Origin of the sequence: Ruegeria halocynthiae (assembly GCF_900106805.1) — a bacterium.
Classification (GTDB): Bacteria; Pseudomonadota; Alphaproteobacteria; order Rhodobacterales; family Rhodobacteraceae; genus Ruegeria; species Ruegeria halocynthiae.
Genome location: NZ_FNNP01000004.1, coordinates 1 through 19,112, shown reverse-complemented (window position 1 = coordinate 19,112; position 19,112 = coordinate 1). Strand labels below are relative to the sequence as shown.

The window sequence follows — 19,112 nt, the reverse complement described above, 5'->3', positions numbered from 1 at the left end:
TAACCCATGCTACCGCTTCGGTGATTTCGATATCACAGTCGAGACGGTGTGTGTCTTTCGACTTTTTGTTATCGTGATTGCGCCCAATACTAGCGCACATGCAAAAGTTTGAGGCAAAGTGATCGCTTCACCAAAGGCGAGAAACCCCACGGCAAACATCGTGGGTAACTCGATACTTCCGACCACCGCTGTTTGAGATGCTCCGATGACCGGTGAGCAGATCGTGTAGATAAGCTGGGGTACAAATGCCGTGACAAGTCCAATACCCATAATGAGAAACCAATCGGATTGATCTCTTGGGAGAAGCTCTTGGACGTCGGCGCCGAGAATGAGCGGTGCGAGTCCCAGGACAGACCCCAGAGAAACTGACGCAATACGCGCCAACGGCGCTATCCGTGACAACCGATGCACTAGGACGCAGATTCCGAAACCAAAACCGAATGGTGCGGCAAGAGATATCAGCAGCGTAGTTAGATGCTCTGTTGGGACTGACCCGGGCGCGCCAGCAATGAAAGCCGCCACCACGATCAGGCCGGAAGCCAACAATGCACGCCGCGTGGGAGCATCTGCAAATACGACCCAGGCGATGATCAGAGTGAACACCGGGTACGTCATGTACAGCACACCCACCGTCGACGTGGGCAACTTCTCCAATGCCGTTACATATCCAATCCAGCCAAGTCCCATTACGGCTCCGGCTGACAGGCCCCAAATGATCTCTCGCCATTCTTTTCGGTGCAAGATGAGAACGGGCAGCAGAAAAAATGCTGCAACTATGTAGCGGTAAAATGCAACTGCATAGGGTGCGATGCCTTGCTCAGTCAGGCTGCGGCTAAAGTAGGGAACTAGCCCAAAACAGATTGAGGCACAAAGAACACCAGCAACCGCAAATGCGTAAGGGATAGAGGGGCGGTTTTGCGCGGATGTCGATGCCATGATCTGGAGCTATCACGAATTTGCCAATTCGTTTCAAGAGATTCGACGAATGACGATTTTGCTGCGCGCGACCACCCGGCCAAGTAACCACGCTCACGCCAGAATCTGCTTAAATGCTCGTATTGCGAGCGTCAGCTGCACCGCGTGTTACATTTGGGCCCACACAGCTTTTGGCAAGGGGATTGCACCAACCAGTTTTTGCTCAGAACCCGGCCTTTTTTAAACCCTCGACAAAATGCTGGGTATCGTCGGACAGGCGGTCCGGCTGAACCTTTGCCCAGCGCGACAGTGAGAAATTGGGATGCACCGCGCGATGTTTGTCGGCGATTTGACGCGCCATATCCAATTCGCCCTTATGCGCATAGCTGGCGGCCAGGACCCGTTGCCCTTCGGTGGGATTATTCATCTTGTTCACGCACGAAATTACATCGTCATAGCGCTTGAGGTTGTAGTAAGCGCCGCCCAGATGCCAGAGATACTGATCGGGGAAGTAAGGATTCAGGCGCATCGCCTGCTGCAGGTGTTGGATAGCGGTGTCATTGTCGCCCCAATGGGCCAACGCATCAGCGTAATCCGAATGCATGTCCGCGTCATTGGGGTTCAACTGCAGCGCACGTTTGTAGGACTCGATCGCGGAATCAAATTCTTTGCGATAGAGCTGGACATATCCCAGCTCTCCAAAACCGCGCGCATCTGTAGGGTCGAGCTCTACCGCGCGCTGGGCCAGCGACAGGGCCCTGTCCAGTGCGCTGCTTGGGTCTTCGGTCCAGGAATAGCGCCAATCGATGTTGAGTGTACGTGACAGGGCCGCTGCGGCCCTTGCATATCCCTCATCGCGTTCGAGCGCGGATTCATAGCAATGCTGCGCTTTGCGATTGTCGTTGCGCGTGTATTTGAAGATATGATGCTGCCCCTGCAGAACCGAGCCATAGGCCCGCAAATCTGATGGCACCGTCTGTACCATGCGCTGCTTTTCGTGCGACTCGATCATCACGGCGGTGGCTGCGACAATACATTCCGTCACCTCGTCCAGAATGTCGAAGATATCGTCGAGCTTGCGATCAAACCGCTCACCCCAGATGGTGCGTTCGGTGTTGGCGTCGATCAGCTCGGCCGTGATCCGGATGCGGCTGGACGAGCGGCGCACGCTGCCCCGTGCGATATATCGAACATTCAAACGCCGTGCGGCCTCTTGCGGCGCCATCGACTGGGTTTTGAAGAAGAACGAGGAATTCCGGGCAATGATGAACAGATTCCGGAACTTGGACAGATTCATGATGATGTCATCAGTCAGCCCTTCAGCGACCCAGCTGTCATCCTCATCCCCACCCTGACTGGCAAAAGGCAATATGGCAACCGATGGGATATCGGGCCGTTCCAGAACCTCAAGCTGCATTTCAGGGCGCAGGGTGGCAGCCATGGTGGCGCCTTCAACCTCGGTACGAACACAGTAGGTAGCCACCGGAGACAGGATGTTCTTGAGTTGTTTGGACCCAAGGAATTCGTACCCATAGCGCAGGCGGTTGCGAATCTGGTCATAGACAGCGGCGCTGACATACACCCGCTCGGGTTCGGCGATCTCTTGCAGGCGCGCGGCGATGTTTACGTTGTCGCCGTGGATGCCACGTTCGTCCAACAGCACCTCACCCATATGAACGCCGGCGCGGAATTTGATCTGCTCGTGCTCTAGACGGTCACTATTGTGCTGCGCCGCGATCCGGTGCAGCTCGATGCTGAATTCAACCGCGCTGGTGGCAGTGTCAAACAGAACGAGAATGCCGTCGCCGCGCACCTCGATGATCTTGCCCTGATATTTTGAGCAGGTCGCCTCTAGCTGCGATAACAATGACTTCAACGCATTATACGTATCCATCTCGTTCTCGCTCATCAGGCGGGAATACCCGACGACATCGGCGAATAGCACCGCCCCGAGTTTCTGTTTGATTGAAGGGTCCGAACCGGTCGTGTTCACTGGCAATACTCGATTGGGTTGTCTTGTCGAATCCGACAAGGCTGTTTTAACAAAAAATAACTCAAAATTCGCAACATTTCAGGTTTCTGCACCTGCGTCAGGGGGCCATGACCAACCGGAGGCATCAAAACCAACCACCGTTTCCGGACCCAGCTCCTGTTCCAGTACCTGCCGGCGCACCTTCCAATCCTGCTGTAACATGCCAACAACGACCATATCGTGGAACTGCCCGTCCGCGAACCAGGCTTGACGCATGGTGCCCTCGATCTTGCAGCCCACACGGCTGATCAGATCGCGGCTGCTGTGGTTATCGGATCGGTAATATGAGGTAATCCGGTTTAGTCCTAGCTGCCGGAATGCGAAGTCCAGCATCAGGGCAACCGCCCGTACCGCCACGCCCTGGCGTCGGATGGATTTGTCAACGAACACCGGAACCACCGCATCGCGGTTGATGTTCGAGATCGCCTCAAGCCCGATCATTCCAACCAGATCACCACTGCCGGATTCGATCACGAACCAGCACTTGTCACAATCACGTGAAGAGCTGATCACATCCTCCCATATCTGCTCGGTCTGCATCTGATTTGGTGGAATGCGCAAGGCCCGGTCAAACAGGGCGAGGTCATTCAAATCCTGAAACCAGTGAGTGACGGATTCGAGATCTTTCTTTTCTAGAGGGCGCAGCTTGAACAGTCTGGGTGAGGTATCGGGCAAGAGAAAACAACCTCCGAATACAAATATGAATATCTATTCGCGCGATACTAACATAAAAATCCCAGAAACAAGAAGGAGTTGTTCACACAAGGCTTCATAGGCCACGACCCGCTGAGCGGGTGCAGCCGGCAGGCATTCGGTAGGTGGCAAGTTTTCTAAGGGCGCCTTAAGCGTTCAGCGGTTTTCGGCGCGAATCAGGAAGATGTTGCGCAGGTAAATCGACAAGCCCATCGATTGGCCCAGAATAAACACCGGGTCACGACGGTAGATCGCATAGCTGAGTAGGATAAGCCCGCCACCGATCGACAGATACCAGAATGCGATCGGAATGACGGACTTCTTCGCGCGCTCGGATGTGATCCATTGAACGATGAAACGGGCGCTGAACATCAATTGCCCGGCCAGACCGATAAATACCCAAAGCGCCTCGGTCGGGCTATCGACATGAAAAATTTCGAGAATGGTTTCCTTCATGACCGGGACGCCTCCTTTGCCGAGACGGATTTCGCGCGACGGGTCAGCCAGACAACACCGAACAGATCCCAGATACCGACCATGGCCCGCCCGAAATTGGTGTATTTGGATTCGCCCGACAAGCGCTGCTGATGCGCGACGTCAACCAGCGCAATATTCCAGCCATAGGCTTTGAACAGGGCAGGAAGGTAACGGTGCATATGGTTAAAAAACGGCAGATCAAGAAACGCCTGTGTCCGGAACGCCTTGAACCCGCAACCTGTGTCGCGTGTGCCGTCCTTCAGCATCCAGCCTCGCAGCGCATTCGCAAAGCGCGAGGCAAGCTTTTTCGACGCGGTATCTTTCCGGCCAACCCGTTGCCCCGCCACAAGCCCGATCGAGGCATCATCCCCCGATACCAGCGGCGCCCAGATCTTTGGCAGCTCTTCGGGGGGGTTCTGGCCATCGCCATCCAGCGTGCAACAGATATTGGCACGCGCCGCTTTAACCCCGGAATGAACAGCCGCACTTTGGCCGCCAGCGATCCTGTGCTGCAGGATGCGCAGCTGCGGGCAGTCTTTCTGCATCTCCTTCAGCGCCTCGTAGGTGCCATCGGTCGAGCCGTCATCCACCGCGATAATCTCGAACGCAGGCAGTTCCGAGGCAGCGGCACTAATGCCCTGCACAAGACCGGACACTGCCCCTTGCTCATTATGCATGGGAATCACGACCGACACAGTAGGTCGATTGTCAGCATTGGCATCATGATCAACATGCATCGCGATAAACTTCGTTTGTTTCCGTCACAGTGGCTTTTGATTGATCAACGATAGAAATTCAAGTGGCGACCGTACCGCAAACCGCAGCATTGCACATAGTTACCTTCTGGATCGCGTGATTTTGCCTAGTCTGACGGATCCCTTACACCGGTTGCCGACCAATAGACCAAACCGTCGACCGCTGTCGGCTCTGTCGCCAGTCCGACAAGCCCTGGCGCCAGCTCAGAAAGTTCGGCTTCGGTGCACAGCCCCCGCAACGGACCGGAAGAATAGCCAAACCTGTCCAGATATTTCTGCAATTGCAGTCGTCTGAGGTAGATGAACGGCCTGCCATTTGAGGCGAACACCGAAGCGGCCCCGGGCGGGACACGCATCTTTCGGTCATATGCGCAGACCAGCAGCGTTTCATCCGATTGCAACTTCGCGCCGAGCGGTGCCAGAATCTCTGCCTCGGGCACACCCAGTCGCACCCTGCCCTTGCCCAGATCTGTGGCCGCGCGGTCATAGAACACGCCACCCGAAAGGAAACACAGGCCCAGCGCAGCCCCCATTCCGGCCCAGCGCAGGCGCTTGACCGAAAACAGCAAACCCGTTGCTGCCACCATCAGCATCGGCAGTATAAGCAGCGTGTATCTTGCGTATACCTTCCCTGCGGCAGCCCACATCATAATGACGAAGAAAACCGCAATACCAGTCGCGGCCAGAAGTCTGGGACGCTGTTGCACGAAAGGAAGTGCGCAAATGGCAACAAACCCCAACAATCGAGGCCAGGGGTCCCCCGCGATTACAAGATCGTAGAGCTTTCCAAACCCACGATCACTGAGGGACGGGCGGAAGCGGTCCAGCATTTCCCCTTTGATGTTGCCATCCAGCGAGCCATCAAAGAGAAAGCGAAGCTCTTGCAGGATCGGCCAGGCAAAGGCCAGTGGTATGGCGAATTTGAGCGTCCGTCGAAAGGTTCTGTTCCGCCAGACGTCGCTGAAGGGTTCTGCCTGCCATCTGTTGGTGATTTTCAACGTCAGCAACGCCAGTGCCAGAAAGGCCAGCGGTGTCGGGCTTTTCTGCAAAGCGGCCAGAACGATGGTCGCGCCGAAATAGGGCCAGTATTTCGGCTTCTCAATTGCTGCAAGCAGGGCCGCAATACTGAGCGTCGAGAAAAACACCGCGCCGGTGTCCAGCATCGCGGATGTGGCATGTTGCCAGAACTGAAGCGAACTGGCCACCAACAGCACCGAAGGCAGCATTGCCCATGGGCTTCGCGGGATCATTACCCGCGCCAGCAATGCGGTCGCCATCAACGCGGCCAGCGCAAAAATCATCGACGGAAGGCGCAGGGCAAGAATGTCGGACACCCCAAATTGCATAAGCAGCGCCGACATCCAGTATTGCATGGGTGGCTTCTTCAGGCTTGGCTCGTTGTTTGAGTAAACCGCCAGCCAATCGCCATTCCGGGCAAACCCGGAGCTGCGGTCGTAGGTGTAAAACTCATCGTAATGATAGATGTTCCCGACCCCGAGATCGGTCAGGTACCAAGCCCAAATCAGAACCATAACAAGTGCGGTGGCGATGTAAGGTAGGAATTTCTGCCAATTCTGGGAAGTGCCGGTCATGCTGTATCAGGTCCAAATGGGTCTAAACATGTGTGATATCAATCCCGCCGGATCATCTCTGATACCGGCGCGCGACGCGCCCCAACTATTGCGTCACCTGTCCAAGAGCAAGGTATTTGACGGGTGCCAGCAATCCATGTTCTTCGCTGCCCTGCCCGAGACACGCGCAATTAAGCGATCTCAGACCGCGGGTTCGGGATTCTCCGGCAACAACAAGCTCAGTTCATCTTCGTTGAAGCTGTCGAAAGACAGATCCCAGTTCGCGCCGGGCCAACGCAGTTGCAGTTGCTTCTTCGCAGGCCGATAGATCGCCGTATAGAGCGTACCGAAACCCGATTTGAACGCGGTGGAATAAAGTGGCGGGCGCAGGAAGGCATCGATGAAGCGCTTTTCGCTCTCCGGGTGCTGGTTTAGGCGGTTAAGCAGAAAACGCTCACGTTCCACGGTGGCCGTAAAGCGTGCATGTGTCGACCATTCGACATGGCCCTGATGGTTTGTCGCCACGGGCAGATCCGAGATTTGCGGGTGCCGGTCGGGCGCAAGGTAAACCGTGCTGTGGTTATACTTGGCATCCAGAATGGTGACGTTATAGCTCATATGGCAGGGGATGCGGCACAGGCAGTCGACCGCCTCGGCCGTTGTCTCGCAGGTTTGCAGGACATAGCGCAGGATCAACGGAACGCCAAACCCGTCGCCCACCTCGCGCCGACCACCGAAGGTGAGCGAAACGGTCAGACCGGTATCGTTGATCCCATCAAGCAGCCCCAGAACGCCATCGCTCATCCCGATCACGCCGCGACCGTCCCAGCAGGTTTTCAGCAGCGCCGCATCAAATGTTTTTGGGTGATAGTCATAGTTGCGCACCAGAAACGGCGTCTTGCCGCGCCAGATCGCCTGACTGCATCCCGACAAATACTTCGGCGGGCAATAGAAGCTGAGAAACCGTGCCTGGCTGTCGCTGCCGCCGACAAGTTCGACCACCTCTTCATATAGCGGCAGGATCTCGGGCATGTGCTGTTGCAAGGCGCGCAGGCATTCGCGATAGGTCGGGCGGGCCGAATACCCCTCTTGCGCCCACCATTTGCGGTAGGCGGGCCAGTATTCGGCAAACAGCCCGGCCAGTTTGGGACCGGGCTGCGCCTCGTCGATTGAGCGAAAAACAAGCGCCATGGAGCTTTCTACATAATTTTGAACGCAGGGTCTTCCATCGGCTGCGCAGCGGGCAGAGGTTCAGCCGTATAGGCCGACGTGATGCCGTGAATCCACTTTTTGGACTTGTCCGTCAACTTGAAACCTTTGGTCATCGACCGCCCACGCGTCACAAGTATGCCCAGATCAGCACCTTCGTAGCGGTAATCACCGACATTTGAGATACGCAGGAAGAATGCCTCATTCTCACCCACCGCGCGGCGGTGATAGTCAAACCGGTCGAACACCACGCGGCCATCTTCCAGCATCTTGTAGATGCCCGATTGCGGAGCGTGAGTGATACGATCCACGCTGTCATCGGTGTGTTTGATCACCATCTGTGACCAGCTGTCGATCATGTCCGGGTCGGCCCAACGGGCATTCAGTTCCTCGACATCCAGCTCGAATGGCTTCTTCGCAAATTCCAGCAAGTGGAACAGAAACAGCGGCGCGTCCGCATGGGCAAAGGCCGCATGGTTGGTCATCGAGCTGGCGCCGGTGATGCGGGGGTTCAGCTCACCCAACCACAGCTCGTCGGTTTTCTTGTCGATCAGGAAGTCGAGTTCGAAATAGCCGCGATAGCCGGATTTGCGCAATTCCTCACCGAACTGGAAGGTCAATTGCCGCGCCTGTTCGCGGGCTTTCGGAGGGAACGCGGTTGAGAAGATTTCATTCCCGCACCAACCGCCGCGATAAGGGGTGAGTTCATTGAAACCCACCAACTCGGTCATCAGCGGGCCAACAATTGTGCCTTCCGAGGTCGCACAGGCCTCGATCGCTGCGCCGCGACAATCGATGCGCTTCATGATCTTGATTTCGCCCTCGCCGACGATTTCATCCTTGTGTTTATTGAAGTCAGCCTCAGACTTGATGAAGAAAGTTGTGTGACCGCTGTCGCCAAAGGCCGATTGCAGCACAAGATCGTGGCCCAGCCCGGCCTTGTTGCAGATCTTCTGAAGATGGTCATAGCTTTTGACCACGCTCAGCGTGTTGGGCACCGAAGGCACGCCCGCTTTGTTGCCGATACGGACGGTTTCGATCTTGTTGTCGCATTTTGTGCGCAGCTTGGCCTTGGGGAACCACAGCTGACCGCCCAGTTCCTTGACCAGTTTCTCTGTCGTTTCATCAAACATCAGGAAAACGAATTTTGGTTTGCCACCGCGCCGTTTGACCAGATCGATGACCTCTTTGTGCTGCAGCAGATAGTTGTTGATGTCTTCGATTGACTGGAACTCATCATGCGGCATTTCGGAAGGCACGAACACGTTCGGGTGTCGTCCGTCAAAGCAATCCATGTAGCAGATATAGGTGAAATTCATCACCCATTCATCCAGCCCCAACAGGTTAAAATTGGTCGCCGATACAAAATAGATCGGGTCCTTGTTGGTGTGAAAATACCGGCGGATCTCCGAGATGTTCTTCAGTACCTTTTTTGGCATATTTGTTGTCCTCCCTGACCCCTTAGGGGTTCTTCACTGATTTCAAAGCGTCTTCGCTAAAAATGCGCAGACCCAGGTCGGCGCGGAATCCGTGAATTTCCGAAACATCCAGTTCCTGCATGAATTTCAGAATTTCGGGGCTGATCACTTGCCCCGGCACCAGAATTGGAAAGCCCGGCGGATAGGGGATCACGAAGGTGGCCGAGACCATCTCTTCCCCAGCTTCCAGGCGTTCCAGCATGTCTTTGTCGGGCTCGACGTAATCGCAATTGTCTTCGTCATAAGACAAGAAAAACGCCGTGCGAATGTCACCAGCTTCGGTATCTGCTTCACAGCGGAACGCATCGTGGAACCGACTGAAATCGGGCAAAGGCGGGACGTGTTCGATCAGGTTGCTGACGCGCTTGTCAAAAGCCCGTTTTTCCATCTTCGACGCGTCGTCCATCAGATCGTCCAGTTCTTTGGCGATCTCGACCAGCACCTCGATCAGATAAGCGACCGAGCTACGCGTGGTGCCGATATTGGTCATGAACAGCACGGTATTGCGCGAGGTCTTGTTGATCTGGATGCCGTATTTATCCATCAAGATCTTGGTCTTGAACGTATCGCCATCCCAGCCCGTCGCGCCCACATGCAGGGTGATGCGGGTGGCATCCAGAACAAACTCGTCCTTGGCCCAGCAATCCCAGACATCGGCCCAACCCTGATCGGGATCGAAATAGCTGGTCATGCCACTTTCACGATATTCCTCAGGGATCATGTCACCCGCCGTAACCAGCCTGAAGTACTTTTTGAGAAGCGGATGGGTCGACACCGCCCGGCGGATCGCCATCGCACTTTCGACCTGCCGCTGGACGAATTCATAGCCTTCAATCTCGACCTGTCTGCGACCTACATCCAGCGAGGCGATAATCTGATAGTTCGGCGAGGTCGAGGTATGGGTCATGTAGGCCTCATGAAAGGCCTCTTCCACTGAACCTTTGAACTGTTGGTCATTGACGTGGATCATCGAGCCCTGCCGCAAGGATGTCAGCGTCTTATGCGTTGATTGCGTGGCATAGACCCGGACCCGTGCATCGGGGGGCGCAATCAGGCGTGTGTTCAACCATACCTCATCGTCCGCGCCTTCGAGAGTCGCTTGTTGAGCCTCGTAAGCTTCGGCTTGTTCGGTTGTACGGAATTGTTCGCGCAAAATATTGGCCGACCGCATAGCCGTCCGCACACGGGAATTGGGTGCAAATCTTGCATAGGCGAACCACGCCTCATCCCACAGGAAAACCAGATCCTTCTTGATCGCCAGACATTCCTGCGTCACCCGTTGTACGTTGTAGACAATGCCATCGAAGGTGCAGTTGGTCAGCAGCACCATCCGCACCCGGTCAAGCTTTCCCGCGGCCCGCAAGGCCAGCAGCTTGTGCTTGATCTCGCGGATCGGGACCGCGCCGTACATCGAGTATTCGTGCAGCGGATAGCTGTCCATATAGACCACGCTCGCCCCCGCCAGCACCATGCCGTAGTGATGCGATTTGTGGCAATCACGATCAACCAGAACAATGTCGCCGGGTCGGACCAGCGCCTGAACGACGATCTTGTTGCAGGTCGATGTTCCATTGGTGGCAAAGAAGGTCTGTTTTGAGCCGAATGCTCGGGCGGCGGCCTCTTGCGCCTCTTTGATCGGGCCTCTGGGTTCCAGCAGGGAATCCAATCCGCCCGAAGTGGCTGATGTTTCCGCCATGAAGATGTTCGAACCGTAGAACGCCCCCATATCCTGAATCCAGTGACTGCGGGTGATGGATTTGCCGCGGCTGATGGGCATGGCATGGAACACACCGGTCGGCTGCTTTGAGTATTCCTTGAGGGCCGTAAAGAACGGCGTTTTATAGCGCCGCTGCACCCCGCGCAGGATATTGAGGTGCAGTTCCAGAAAATCTTCTTGGTTGTAAAACACACGCCGGCACAGACCCAGATCCAGACCCGCAATATCCTCGGCAGAGCGGTCGGTAATCAGGTAGGCATCCAGTTCCGGGCGCAACATTCCGATCCGACGGCAGGTTTCAGGCCCGTATTCTGAGGGTGACAGCGTATCAAGATCAGCGCCCTCACCATAAAGGCTGATATAGCGGCCCAAAACGTTGGTTTCATTCTTGGACTTCAGGCTTTGACCCGGACGGACAATGACCGCCTGAATATTCTGGTTGAACAGAACCCCGATCAGCGCGTCCTCGACACTGGGAACCACCACAGTTTCGTAAATGAACGGATCTTCGCTGCGGCGCATCCGTTGCAGGCTGGATTGCAGAAAGCGCTCCTGATGTTCGTTGACATTGTCGACGATCATCACCTCAAAATAAGGCCGCCCCAAAGCGCGGGCCTCATGGCTTTGGGTAGACTCATCCTCGAACTCATCAACTTCGGTCTCATCCGCAATCAGCGGGATCGAGCGCCGACGATACGCGCCCGAGGTGAGCGCCCGCGATACCCGGCGTACAGCTGTTGAGAAATCCGCAAAATTGCCGTGATCCAGCAACCGGCGCAAATAGTCGAAGGCCGACCCACCCGGAAAGGCAAAATACATCTCGATCGGGGCCAGCGCCTGAAGCAACTGCCGTGCGCGGTCCCGATCCTTATCGCTTGCACTCTGATCCAGAGATTCGGCTGTTTCCCGTAACGCGCTCCACCGGTCTGCCCTCAGTTGCGAGGCGCTGTAGTAATCCGAGATAGTGTGGAGCTTTTCGCTATCGGAAATGCCGTGCATGAAATGTGTCCTTTCTGCCGATACCGAAAAGCTGCTTCGGGATCAGTCTGTGCCAGAGCGCCCTTTGTAGAGATAAAGATTATCGGGCTTGGTTTCGGCGTCTTCACTATATCCCAGCGCCGTTCTGGGGTCGGATGCAGCGACGCCTGCAACGTCGCCTTTCTGCGGGATGCGCAGCGGGCCTAGCGTGTGTAGATAGGCATCCGCGCCGCTGGTACGGTCGTAAACAGGGAAGTCCGCCTCGCGGTCGCGGAAGCTTTTGAGAACCTGCCCCAAACCTTTCAGCCCGACCTCGCGTTGGCGCCGAACCTGATCGAGATCGATCTCAATCGGGAAGATGTCCTCTTGTCCCGCCGACTGGTGAAGCACGGTAGCCGATGGGTCAACGACCAGCGATCGGCCAACGCCACCGGCAGCTAGGCCGTTCACGTCGAACACGTAACACTGAAACTGTGCAGCGGTGGCTTTGGCGATCGACAGCTCGGCCTCGCGGTCGGTGGTGCCGGTCAGGACCGGATGCAGCAGAACCTCGACCCCTTGCGAGGTCAGGTGGCGTGTGGTTTCGGGGAACCAGATGTCATAGCAGATCGACAGGCCAAAACGGCCCACATCCGGGACGTCGAAAATACAGAAATCCGTGCCCGAAGCGATGTTCTGTTCATAGGGTTTGAACGGAAACATCTTAGAGTACTTCGATACAATCTCACCATCCGGGTTGATCACCACCGAGGTATTGAAAACGCGCCCGTCTTCGCGTTTTTCAAACATCGAGCCGGGGATCAGCCAAATTCCGTAACGCCGCGCCGCATCCTGAAAGCGCGACAGATCATCATTGGGAAAGGGCTGCGCAAAACGGTCGAGCGGGCCATAAGGGGCAAGTTCGCTGAACAACGCCATCTGAGTCCAGGGGAACCGCGCCATCATAATGTCGATCCTATGCAGCATCGCGTCGACATTCGACTGCAACGCACCGACATGCATCTGGATTCCGGTTATCGCAAAGGGGGTCATTTCGTTTTTCTTCTCTTTTTCTTGCCGATTGCGACCGCCGTTGTGATCCGGCGTTCTTCATCGGAACATAAAACCGTGTGTTCGTGCAAGCCTGCTGTCCTCAGGCCATGGAATTCAGAGGCCACTGCCCTCATACGGCCTCTTCCTCGGCGGTATCTTCTGCCTGCGGTTCCACAAAATCGATGTCGTTGCGGACCCAGAAGAACCGGAACCCGCAACTGCGCAGCCACTTTTCCAACCGATCGAGGCTGGACCACTCCCGTCGCAGACCACGGGTGGACTCCACCAGCGCCCACTGGCCATCGACCAGAAAATAGACTGTCCAGGTGTTGGGATGGGCTGACTGGTTGGCAAAGCCACCGCTGACCACCTCGCGCGCAGTACGCACGGCGACAGGATAGTCCCCGATGCGGTTTTCAGCCGCGAGGATGGCCAGATCGTTTTGGCGAATCGTAAAAGTTGGAAGCGGGGCGTCGTTCATGCAGCCTCGGTCTGAGCGGCATCCAGCAGCGCTTTGCGCCGTTCACTGATATCCGCTGGTTTGAGGTTTTCAACACGCGTCGCCAACGTCCAGACATGGCCGAAAGGATCAGCAATCGTGGCGCAGCGTTCGCCCCAATAGGTATCGGTCGCATCGGCGATCAGGCTGGCACCATTATCCAGCGCGGTCGCGAGGGTGGCATCGGTATCTTCGACATACATGTGATGCCCGACCGGTGTGACTGTGCCCGGTACGGCAGGGCCATGCGCACCCCATCCGGCGGTGACAAACAGCATTGAGTTGCCGATCTTGATCGAGGCAAACCCGGGGGCTTCATCCGCGTCATGGGCTTGGACCTTTGCATCAAACGCACGCTCATAGAACTGCAGCGCTGCGGGAACGTCGGCGACAGCAAGCGAAGCGGTGCAGGTGCGATAGCCACGTGGCAGAGTGGCTGGCTTCTTATTCATTCCGGTATTCTCCGAATTGGGCTGGGATCGCCCGGTGAGATATGCAGGGACATTCCCGCATTATGCACCATACTGTGGATCAGGCTGCCCAATATTGCAACACTATGATGCATAGTGCTGATATTTCGCACCGATACTCAGAAAGTCGGCGGTGTGCAGGCGCTGACAACCCGGCAAACTTCGGGCCCAACCTGACGGAACCGATGTGGCGTGCGACTGTCAAAGTAATAGGCGTCGCCCGGCCCCAGCACCTTGCGTTGATCGCCCACCGTCACTTCGACCCGGCCCGAGATGACAATGCCGCCCTCTTCGGCCTCATGCACGTACATCACCCGACCCGTATCAGCCCCCAACTCATAGGTTTCCTGCAGGATCATCATTGCGCGGCCATGCAGGTTCGAACCCACCTGCCGCAGCGACAGCCCGCCCTTGCCGATCTCAGTCAGATTTTCTGCGGCGTAGAACACGGTTTGCTCGGGCTCAATCTCGAATGAGAAGAAATCGGACATGCCAATTGGTATCCCCTGCAATATCCGCCTGAGCGCGCCGACCGATGGGTTCATCTTGCCCGACTCGATCAGCGAGATGGTCGAGTTCGGAACATCCGACTTCTTGGCCAGCGCCCGCTGCGACAGGCCCGCCCGTTCGCGCAGGGTTCGCAAGCGCAGCCCGAGGGTCAGATCCTCTTGACTGGTGTTCTTCATGTTCAATATCCGCAACACTTCAATAGTCCCAGGACGGTAAATCAATGGCTTATGAATCACAAGAAACAGGCTTTCGCTTGCAGGCGCAGCTACTACAGTCGCGCGGTCAAACATACGGGCGCAGCGCCCGATAACCGGAAAGGTCGCAAGATGCTGAACGCTCAGATTGCTGAACGCCGTAACACCTCGATCGCACAGGGCGTAGGGATGCAGACGCAGATCTATGTCGAGCGCGCCAAGAACTCCGAGGTTTGGGATGTAGAGGGCAAGCGCTATATCGATTTCGCCGCAGGTATCGCCGTTGTGAATACCGGGCACTGCCACCCCAAGGTCATGGAGGCGGTGCAAAAACAGGCTGCGAACTTCACCCATACCTGCCATCAGGTTCTGCCCTACGAAAACTACATCCGCCTGGCCGAACGCCTGAACGAAAATGTGCCGGGTGATTTCACCAAGAAAACAGTCTTTGTCACCACTGGCGCCGAAGCGGTTGAAAACGCAGTCAAGATCGCACGTGCTGCCACCGGACGCCCGGCCGTAATCGCCTTTGGCGGCGCATTCCACGGCCGGACCTTCATGGGCATGTCGCTGACCGGAAAAGTACAGCCCTACAAGGCTGGTTTCGGCGCGATGATGCCCGACACCTATCACGTGCCCTTTCCCGTCGAACTGCACGGCACATCAACCGAAGAATCGCTGGGCGCACTGATCAAGCTGTTCAAGGCCGATCTCGACCCGGGCCGCGTTGCTGCGATCATCATTGAGCCGGTTCAGGGCGAAGGTGGCTTCTACCCTGCCCCCGCCGAACTGATGCGCGGCCTGCGCGCGTTGTGCGACGAACACGGCATCGTTCTGATCGCTGATGAGGTTCAGACTGGCTTTGCTCGCACCGGCAACCTGTTTGCCATGGACGCCTATGATGTGTCCGCAGACATCACGACAATGGCCAAAGGTCTGGCAGGCGGTTTGCCTTTGGCTGCTGTTACCGGGCGCGCCGATTTGATGGATGCAGCCCATCCCGGAGGTCTGGGTGGCACCTATGGCGGCAACCCGTTGGGAATCGCCGCTGCCCATGCAGTGATGGATGTGATCGAGGAAGAAAACCTTTGCGCACGCGCCAATGAGCTGGGATCGCGTTTGAAACAGCGCCTGGAATCGATCCGCGCCCGCACACCTGAAATCGTCGATATTCGCGGCCCGGGCTTCATGATCGCAACCGAGTTCAATACCGCTGACGGCAGCGCCCCGAACCCAGATATGGCCAACGCCGTGCGCGCCGAGGCCCTGAAGCGTGGATTGATCCTGCTGACATGTGGCGTATATGGAAACGTAATTCGATTCCTTGCACCGCTGACGGTACAGGATGAAATCTTCGCCGAGGCCATGGATATCCTTGAAGCTTCGGTCGACGCTGCCAAAGGAGCCTGAACATGCTGGATACCAAAGTGACCAAGCTGGAGCTGAAAGACCCCAGCCTTCTGGAGACCCGCGCCTATATCAACGGCGAATGGGTTGAGGGTGGCGCGACTTTCCCTGTCCATAACCCGGCCACCGGTGATCTGATCGCCAACGTAACCGACATCGACATCGAAGGCACCGCCAGCACGATCGACGCGGCTTATGCAGCGAAGAAAGAATGGGCTGCACAGACGGGTAAGGAACGCGCAGCGATCTTGCGCAAATGGTTCGATCTGATGGTCGATAATGCCGACGATCTTGCCACCATCCTGACCGCCGAAATGGGCAAGCCCTGGGCAGAGGCCCGTGGCGAAGTCCTTTATGGTGCGTCATTCATCGAATGGTTCGCGGAAGAAGCTAAACGCATCTATGGTGACATCATTCCTGGCCACCAGCGTGACAAGCGCATCGTTGTGCTAAAGCAACCTGTAGGCGTAGTGGGTTCGATCACGCCATGGAACTTCCCCAACGCGATGATCGCGCGCAAGGTTGGTCCGGCGCTGGCAGTGGGCTGTACCTTCGTGGCGCGCCCTGCAACGCTGACGCCGCTGTCAGCCATCGCCATGGCGGTGCTGGGCGAACGCGCGGGCATCCCGGCGGGCGTGTTCAACGTGATCCCCGGCACCGACAGTTCAGGCGTCGGCAATGAACTTTGCACCAATGACAAGGTTGCCAAGATCACCTTTACCGGCTCGACCCGTGTAGGTCAGATTCTTATGCGTCAGGCTGCGGGCACCATCAAGAAGATGTCGCTTGAGCTGGGCGGCAATGCGCCCTTCATCGTGTTCGATGACGCCGATGTAGACGCCGCAGTTGACGGTGCGATGATCGCCAAGTTCCGCAATAACGGTCAGACCTGTGTCTGCGCCAACCGCATTTATGTGCAGGCGGGCGTCTATGACGAATTCGCTACCAAGCTGGCCGAGAAAACCAAGGCCCTGAACGTGGGTGACGGGTTCGGCGACGGCATCACAACGGGCCCTCTGATCAACGACGCGGCGGTTGCCAAGGTCGAGGAACACATCTCGGACGCGGTATCCAAGGGCGCGACTGTTACACTGGGGGGCAAACGCTCGGGTCTGGGCGGTACCTTCTTTGAACCCACCGTTCTGACGGGTGTGACCCGCGATATGGTGGTGGCGAAGGATGAAACCTTTGGCCCCGTCGCCCCTCTGTTCAAATTCGAGGAAGAAGACGATGTTGTTGCCATGGCTAATGACAGCGAATTCGGTCTGGCCTCGTATTTCTACAGCCGCGATCTGGCGCGCGTCTGGCGCGTGGCCGAAGCGCTGGAATCGGGCATGGTCGGCGTCAACACTGGCCTGATCTCGACCGAGGTCGCACCCTTTGGCGGCGTCAAGCAATCTGGTCTAGGCCGTGAGGGATCAAAATACGGGACTGAGGATTTCCTTGAGATCAAATACCTCTGCATGGGCGAAATCCAGTAACCACGTATGACCTGCTATGAATTCAACACACTCGCAGCTTGCTGCGGGTGCGTTTGTTTTCAGGATGACGCATGACCGCGCAGACGAAACACAAAAGGCATCATCACCAACACCATGGCGGCTGAGAAGAAGAATGGTGCACCCGGCAGATAGGTCCCTTCACCATCGACCGAAGCTTGAAAGATAACGGTCATCACCAACGGGGACAGAACCGCCGCGACAGAAGACAGTGACGCGATAACCCCCTGCACCAGGCCCTGCCGGTCTTCATCCGCCTGATTTGAAGCCATTGCCGTGATCAATGCAGGAACCAGATCAGACAACGCAGCCAGCAGAATAAAGATAACGAGCGCCGTAACCGTCGCAGTAAATCCAAAGCCAATCATCCCGATCAGCGCCGATGCCATCCCCAGCAACAGGGTTCGGTAATCCCCGATCCACCGAATAAAGATCGGCATCAGACCAGCCTGCACGAACGCCAACAGCACACCGTACGCGGCCAGAGACAGGCCGATATAAAGCGTTGACCAGCCAAAAACCTCACGAATCCAGTAGGCCCAAAGGGTTGGATAGACCATGTTTGCGAATTCAAAGATAAAAATGCACAACAGCGGCACGGCCAGCCCCGGAAACCGGAACGCGTCAAAGATCGATTTAAGCGGGTTCAGATCACGCTTGCCAAAGGGGCGGCGTTTTTCCGGAGTCAGGCTTTCGGGCAAAGCATATACGCCAAACATCGCATTCGCCGCCGACAAAACCGCCGCGATCCAGAACGGTGCGGTGATGCTGATCTCGGCTGCAATACCACCGATGGCCGGACCAAGCACAAACCCGATCCCGAATGCCGCACCGATCAGGCCAAAATTTGCGGCTTTTTCGGTTGGTGAGGATATGTCGGCAATATAGGCCGTCGCGGTGATATAGGTCGCACCCGCCAGCCCGGCTAACGTCCGCCCGAAAAGAAGCAGCCAGAAATTGTCGGCCAGTGCCATGATCACATAATCCAGCGCCAGCATGATCAGTGCCGCGATCAGGATGGGCCTGCGGCCAACCGCGTCCGAGATGCTGCCGACGATGGGTCCGCACAGGAACAATGCCCCAGCATAGGCCGCCATCAACAGCCCGCCCCAAAAGGCCCCTTGCCCGGTGTCACCCGCCCCCACACGATCCATCAAGTCAGGCATGATGGGGAACACGATGCCGATGCCGATGGCGTCGATCATAAGTGTGATCAGAATGAAGGTTATCGCGCGGCTTTTGAACATATCGCCCTATCGGACGAGTACTCTGACAAAGCAAGCGAAAAAGATTGCCCCTGACATATGCTGGGCGACCCCTATTGGGTTAAGACTTACTGTCCCAGGGCATGGTCTTCGCAACGCCGATCAACTGGCCGTCTGTCATCAGGAACCTATGCAGCTGCATTTTAAGCCCACAGGCCTAGCCTTGTACCTTTTGCAATGTTCAACACTTTCTGCTCGTCTTCGTTAACGCACGACATATACGGACACAGTTGAGTGTCTGACGACTCTTGCTGCGTTTGGGCCCAGGAGGTAGTCTTTGAGGTCTGGTTTGTGTGCACCGATGACGATGAGGTCGGAGCCTGCGCCTTCTGCGGTTTTCAGGATTTCCTGATAGGCGCTGCCGGTGGCGACGACGTGGCGGACCTTGGCGTTGCGCTCGGCGCCCAATGT

17 protein-coding genes are annotated in these 19,112 nt (G+C 56.5%); 2 read left to right on the top strand and 15 right to left on the bottom strand.

Translation table 11 applies throughout. The features are described from left to right. Nucleotides 1-9: 9 nt before the first annotated feature. The 13 genes from BLU89_RS12360 to BLU89_RS12300 form a co-directional block, all read right to left on the bottom strand. Nucleotides 10-936 carry a DMT family transporter gene (locus BLU89_RS12360; RefSeq protein WP_074737151.1) on the bottom strand — a complete coding sequence of 309 codons (927 nt, stop codon included), beginning with the start codon at nt 934-936 and terminating at the stop codon, nt 10-12. A 202-nt stretch (nt 937-1,138) separates the two neighbouring features. Further along, nucleotides 1,139-2,908, bottom strand: coding sequence for an adenylate/guanylate cyclase domain-containing protein (locus BLU89_RS12355; RefSeq protein WP_074737150.1), 1,770 nt, complete (start codon nt 2,906-2,908; stop codon nt 1,139-1,141). Nucleotides 2,909-2,986: 78 nt separating this feature from the next. Then, nucleotides 2,987-3,622, bottom strand: a complete 636-nt coding sequence (locus BLU89_RS12350; RefSeq protein WP_074737149.1) for a GNAT family N-acetyltransferase — start codon at nt 3,620-3,622, stop codon at nt 2,987-2,989. Between the two features lie 174 nt (nt 3,623-3,796). After that, nucleotides 3,797-4,096, bottom strand: a complete 300-nt coding sequence (locus tag BLU89_RS12345) for a lipid-A-disaccharide synthase N-terminal domain-containing protein (RefSeq protein WP_074737148.1) — start codon at nt 4,094-4,096, stop codon at nt 3,797-3,799. Further along, entirely contained in the window at nt 4,093-4,854 is a 762-nt protein-coding gene (locus tag BLU89_RS12340; RefSeq protein ID WP_074737147.1) for a glycosyltransferase family 2 protein, read from the bottom strand. Before BLU89_RS12340 ends, BLU89_RS12345 begins: the two co-directional genes overlap by 4 nt. Nucleotides 4,855-4,979: 125 nt before the next feature. Next, nucleotides 4,980-6,464 carry an ArnT family glycosyltransferase gene (locus BLU89_RS12335; RefSeq protein ID WP_074737146.1) on the bottom strand — a complete coding sequence of 495 codons (1,485 nt, stop codon included), beginning with the start codon at nt 6,462-6,464 and terminating at the stop codon, nt 4,980-4,982. A gap of 180 nt (nt 6,465-6,644) precedes the next feature. Further along, nucleotides 6,645-7,634, bottom strand: a complete 990-nt coding sequence (locus BLU89_RS12330) for a C45 family autoproteolytic acyltransferase/hydrolase (RefSeq protein WP_074737145.1) — start codon at nt 7,632-7,634, stop codon at nt 6,645-6,647. Nucleotides 7,635-7,642: 8 nt separating this feature from the next. Then, complete coding sequence (locus tag BLU89_RS12325; RefSeq protein ID WP_074737144.1) at nt 7,643-9,091, bottom strand: biotin carboxylase; 1,449 nt, start codon at nt 9,089-9,091, stop codon at nt 7,643-7,645. A gap of 22 nt (nt 9,092-9,113) precedes the next feature. Further along, nucleotides 9,114-11,846, bottom strand: coding sequence for an aminotransferase class I/II-fold pyridoxal phosphate-dependent enzyme (locus BLU89_RS12320; RefSeq protein ID WP_074737143.1), 2,733 nt, complete (start codon nt 11,844-11,846; stop codon nt 9,114-9,116). A gap of 42 nt (nt 11,847-11,888) precedes the next feature. Further along, nucleotides 11,889-12,857 carry a carbon-nitrogen hydrolase family protein gene (locus tag BLU89_RS12315; RefSeq protein ID WP_074737142.1) on the bottom strand — a complete coding sequence of 323 codons (969 nt, stop codon included), beginning with the start codon at nt 12,855-12,857 and terminating at the stop codon, nt 11,889-11,891. Between the two features lie 130 nt (nt 12,858-12,987). Beyond that, on the bottom strand, nt 12,988-13,338 hold the full coding sequence (locus tag BLU89_RS12310) for a hypothetical protein (RefSeq protein WP_074737141.1): 351 nt from the start codon (nt 13,336-13,338) through the stop codon (nt 12,988-12,990). After that, complete coding sequence (locus tag BLU89_RS12305) at nt 13,335-13,808, bottom strand: VOC family protein (RefSeq protein ID WP_074737140.1); 474 nt, start codon at nt 13,806-13,808, stop codon at nt 13,335-13,337. Before BLU89_RS12305 ends, BLU89_RS12310 begins: the two co-directional genes overlap by 4 nt. Nucleotides 13,809-13,945: 137 nt before the next feature. Continuing rightward, nucleotides 13,946-14,512 (bottom strand): cupin domain-containing protein, encoded by a 567-nt coding sequence (locus BLU89_RS12300; RefSeq protein ID WP_074737380.1) that lies wholly within the window; start codon nt 14,510-14,512, stop codon nt 13,946-13,948. Nucleotides 14,513-14,662: 150 nt separating this feature from the next. On the opposite strand from BLU89_RS12300, the gene BLU89_RS12295 reads away from it, so the two are divergent. After that, nucleotides 14,663-15,940 (top strand): 4-aminobutyrate--2-oxoglutarate transaminase, encoded by a 1,278-nt coding sequence (locus tag BLU89_RS12295; protein ID WP_074737139.1) that lies wholly within the window; start codon nt 14,663-14,665, stop codon nt 15,938-15,940. A gap of 2 nt (nt 15,941-15,942) precedes the next feature. Further along, a complete protein-coding gene (locus BLU89_RS12290; RefSeq protein ID WP_074737138.1) occupies nt 15,943-17,418 on the top strand; it encodes an NAD-dependent succinate-semialdehyde dehydrogenase in 1,476 nt (491 codons plus the stop codon). A gap of 59 nt (nt 17,419-17,477) precedes the next feature. On the opposite strand, the gene BLU89_RS12285 is transcribed toward BLU89_RS12290, so the two are convergent. Then, complete coding sequence (locus BLU89_RS12285) at nt 17,478-18,683, bottom strand: MFS transporter (protein ID WP_074737137.1); 1,206 nt, start codon at nt 18,681-18,683, stop codon at nt 17,478-17,480. A gap of 222 nt (nt 18,684-18,905) precedes the next feature. Then, nucleotides 18,906-19,112 (bottom strand): universal stress protein (locus BLU89_RS12280; RefSeq protein ID WP_176797693.1); only part of this gene is annotated, 207 nt, incomplete at its 5' end.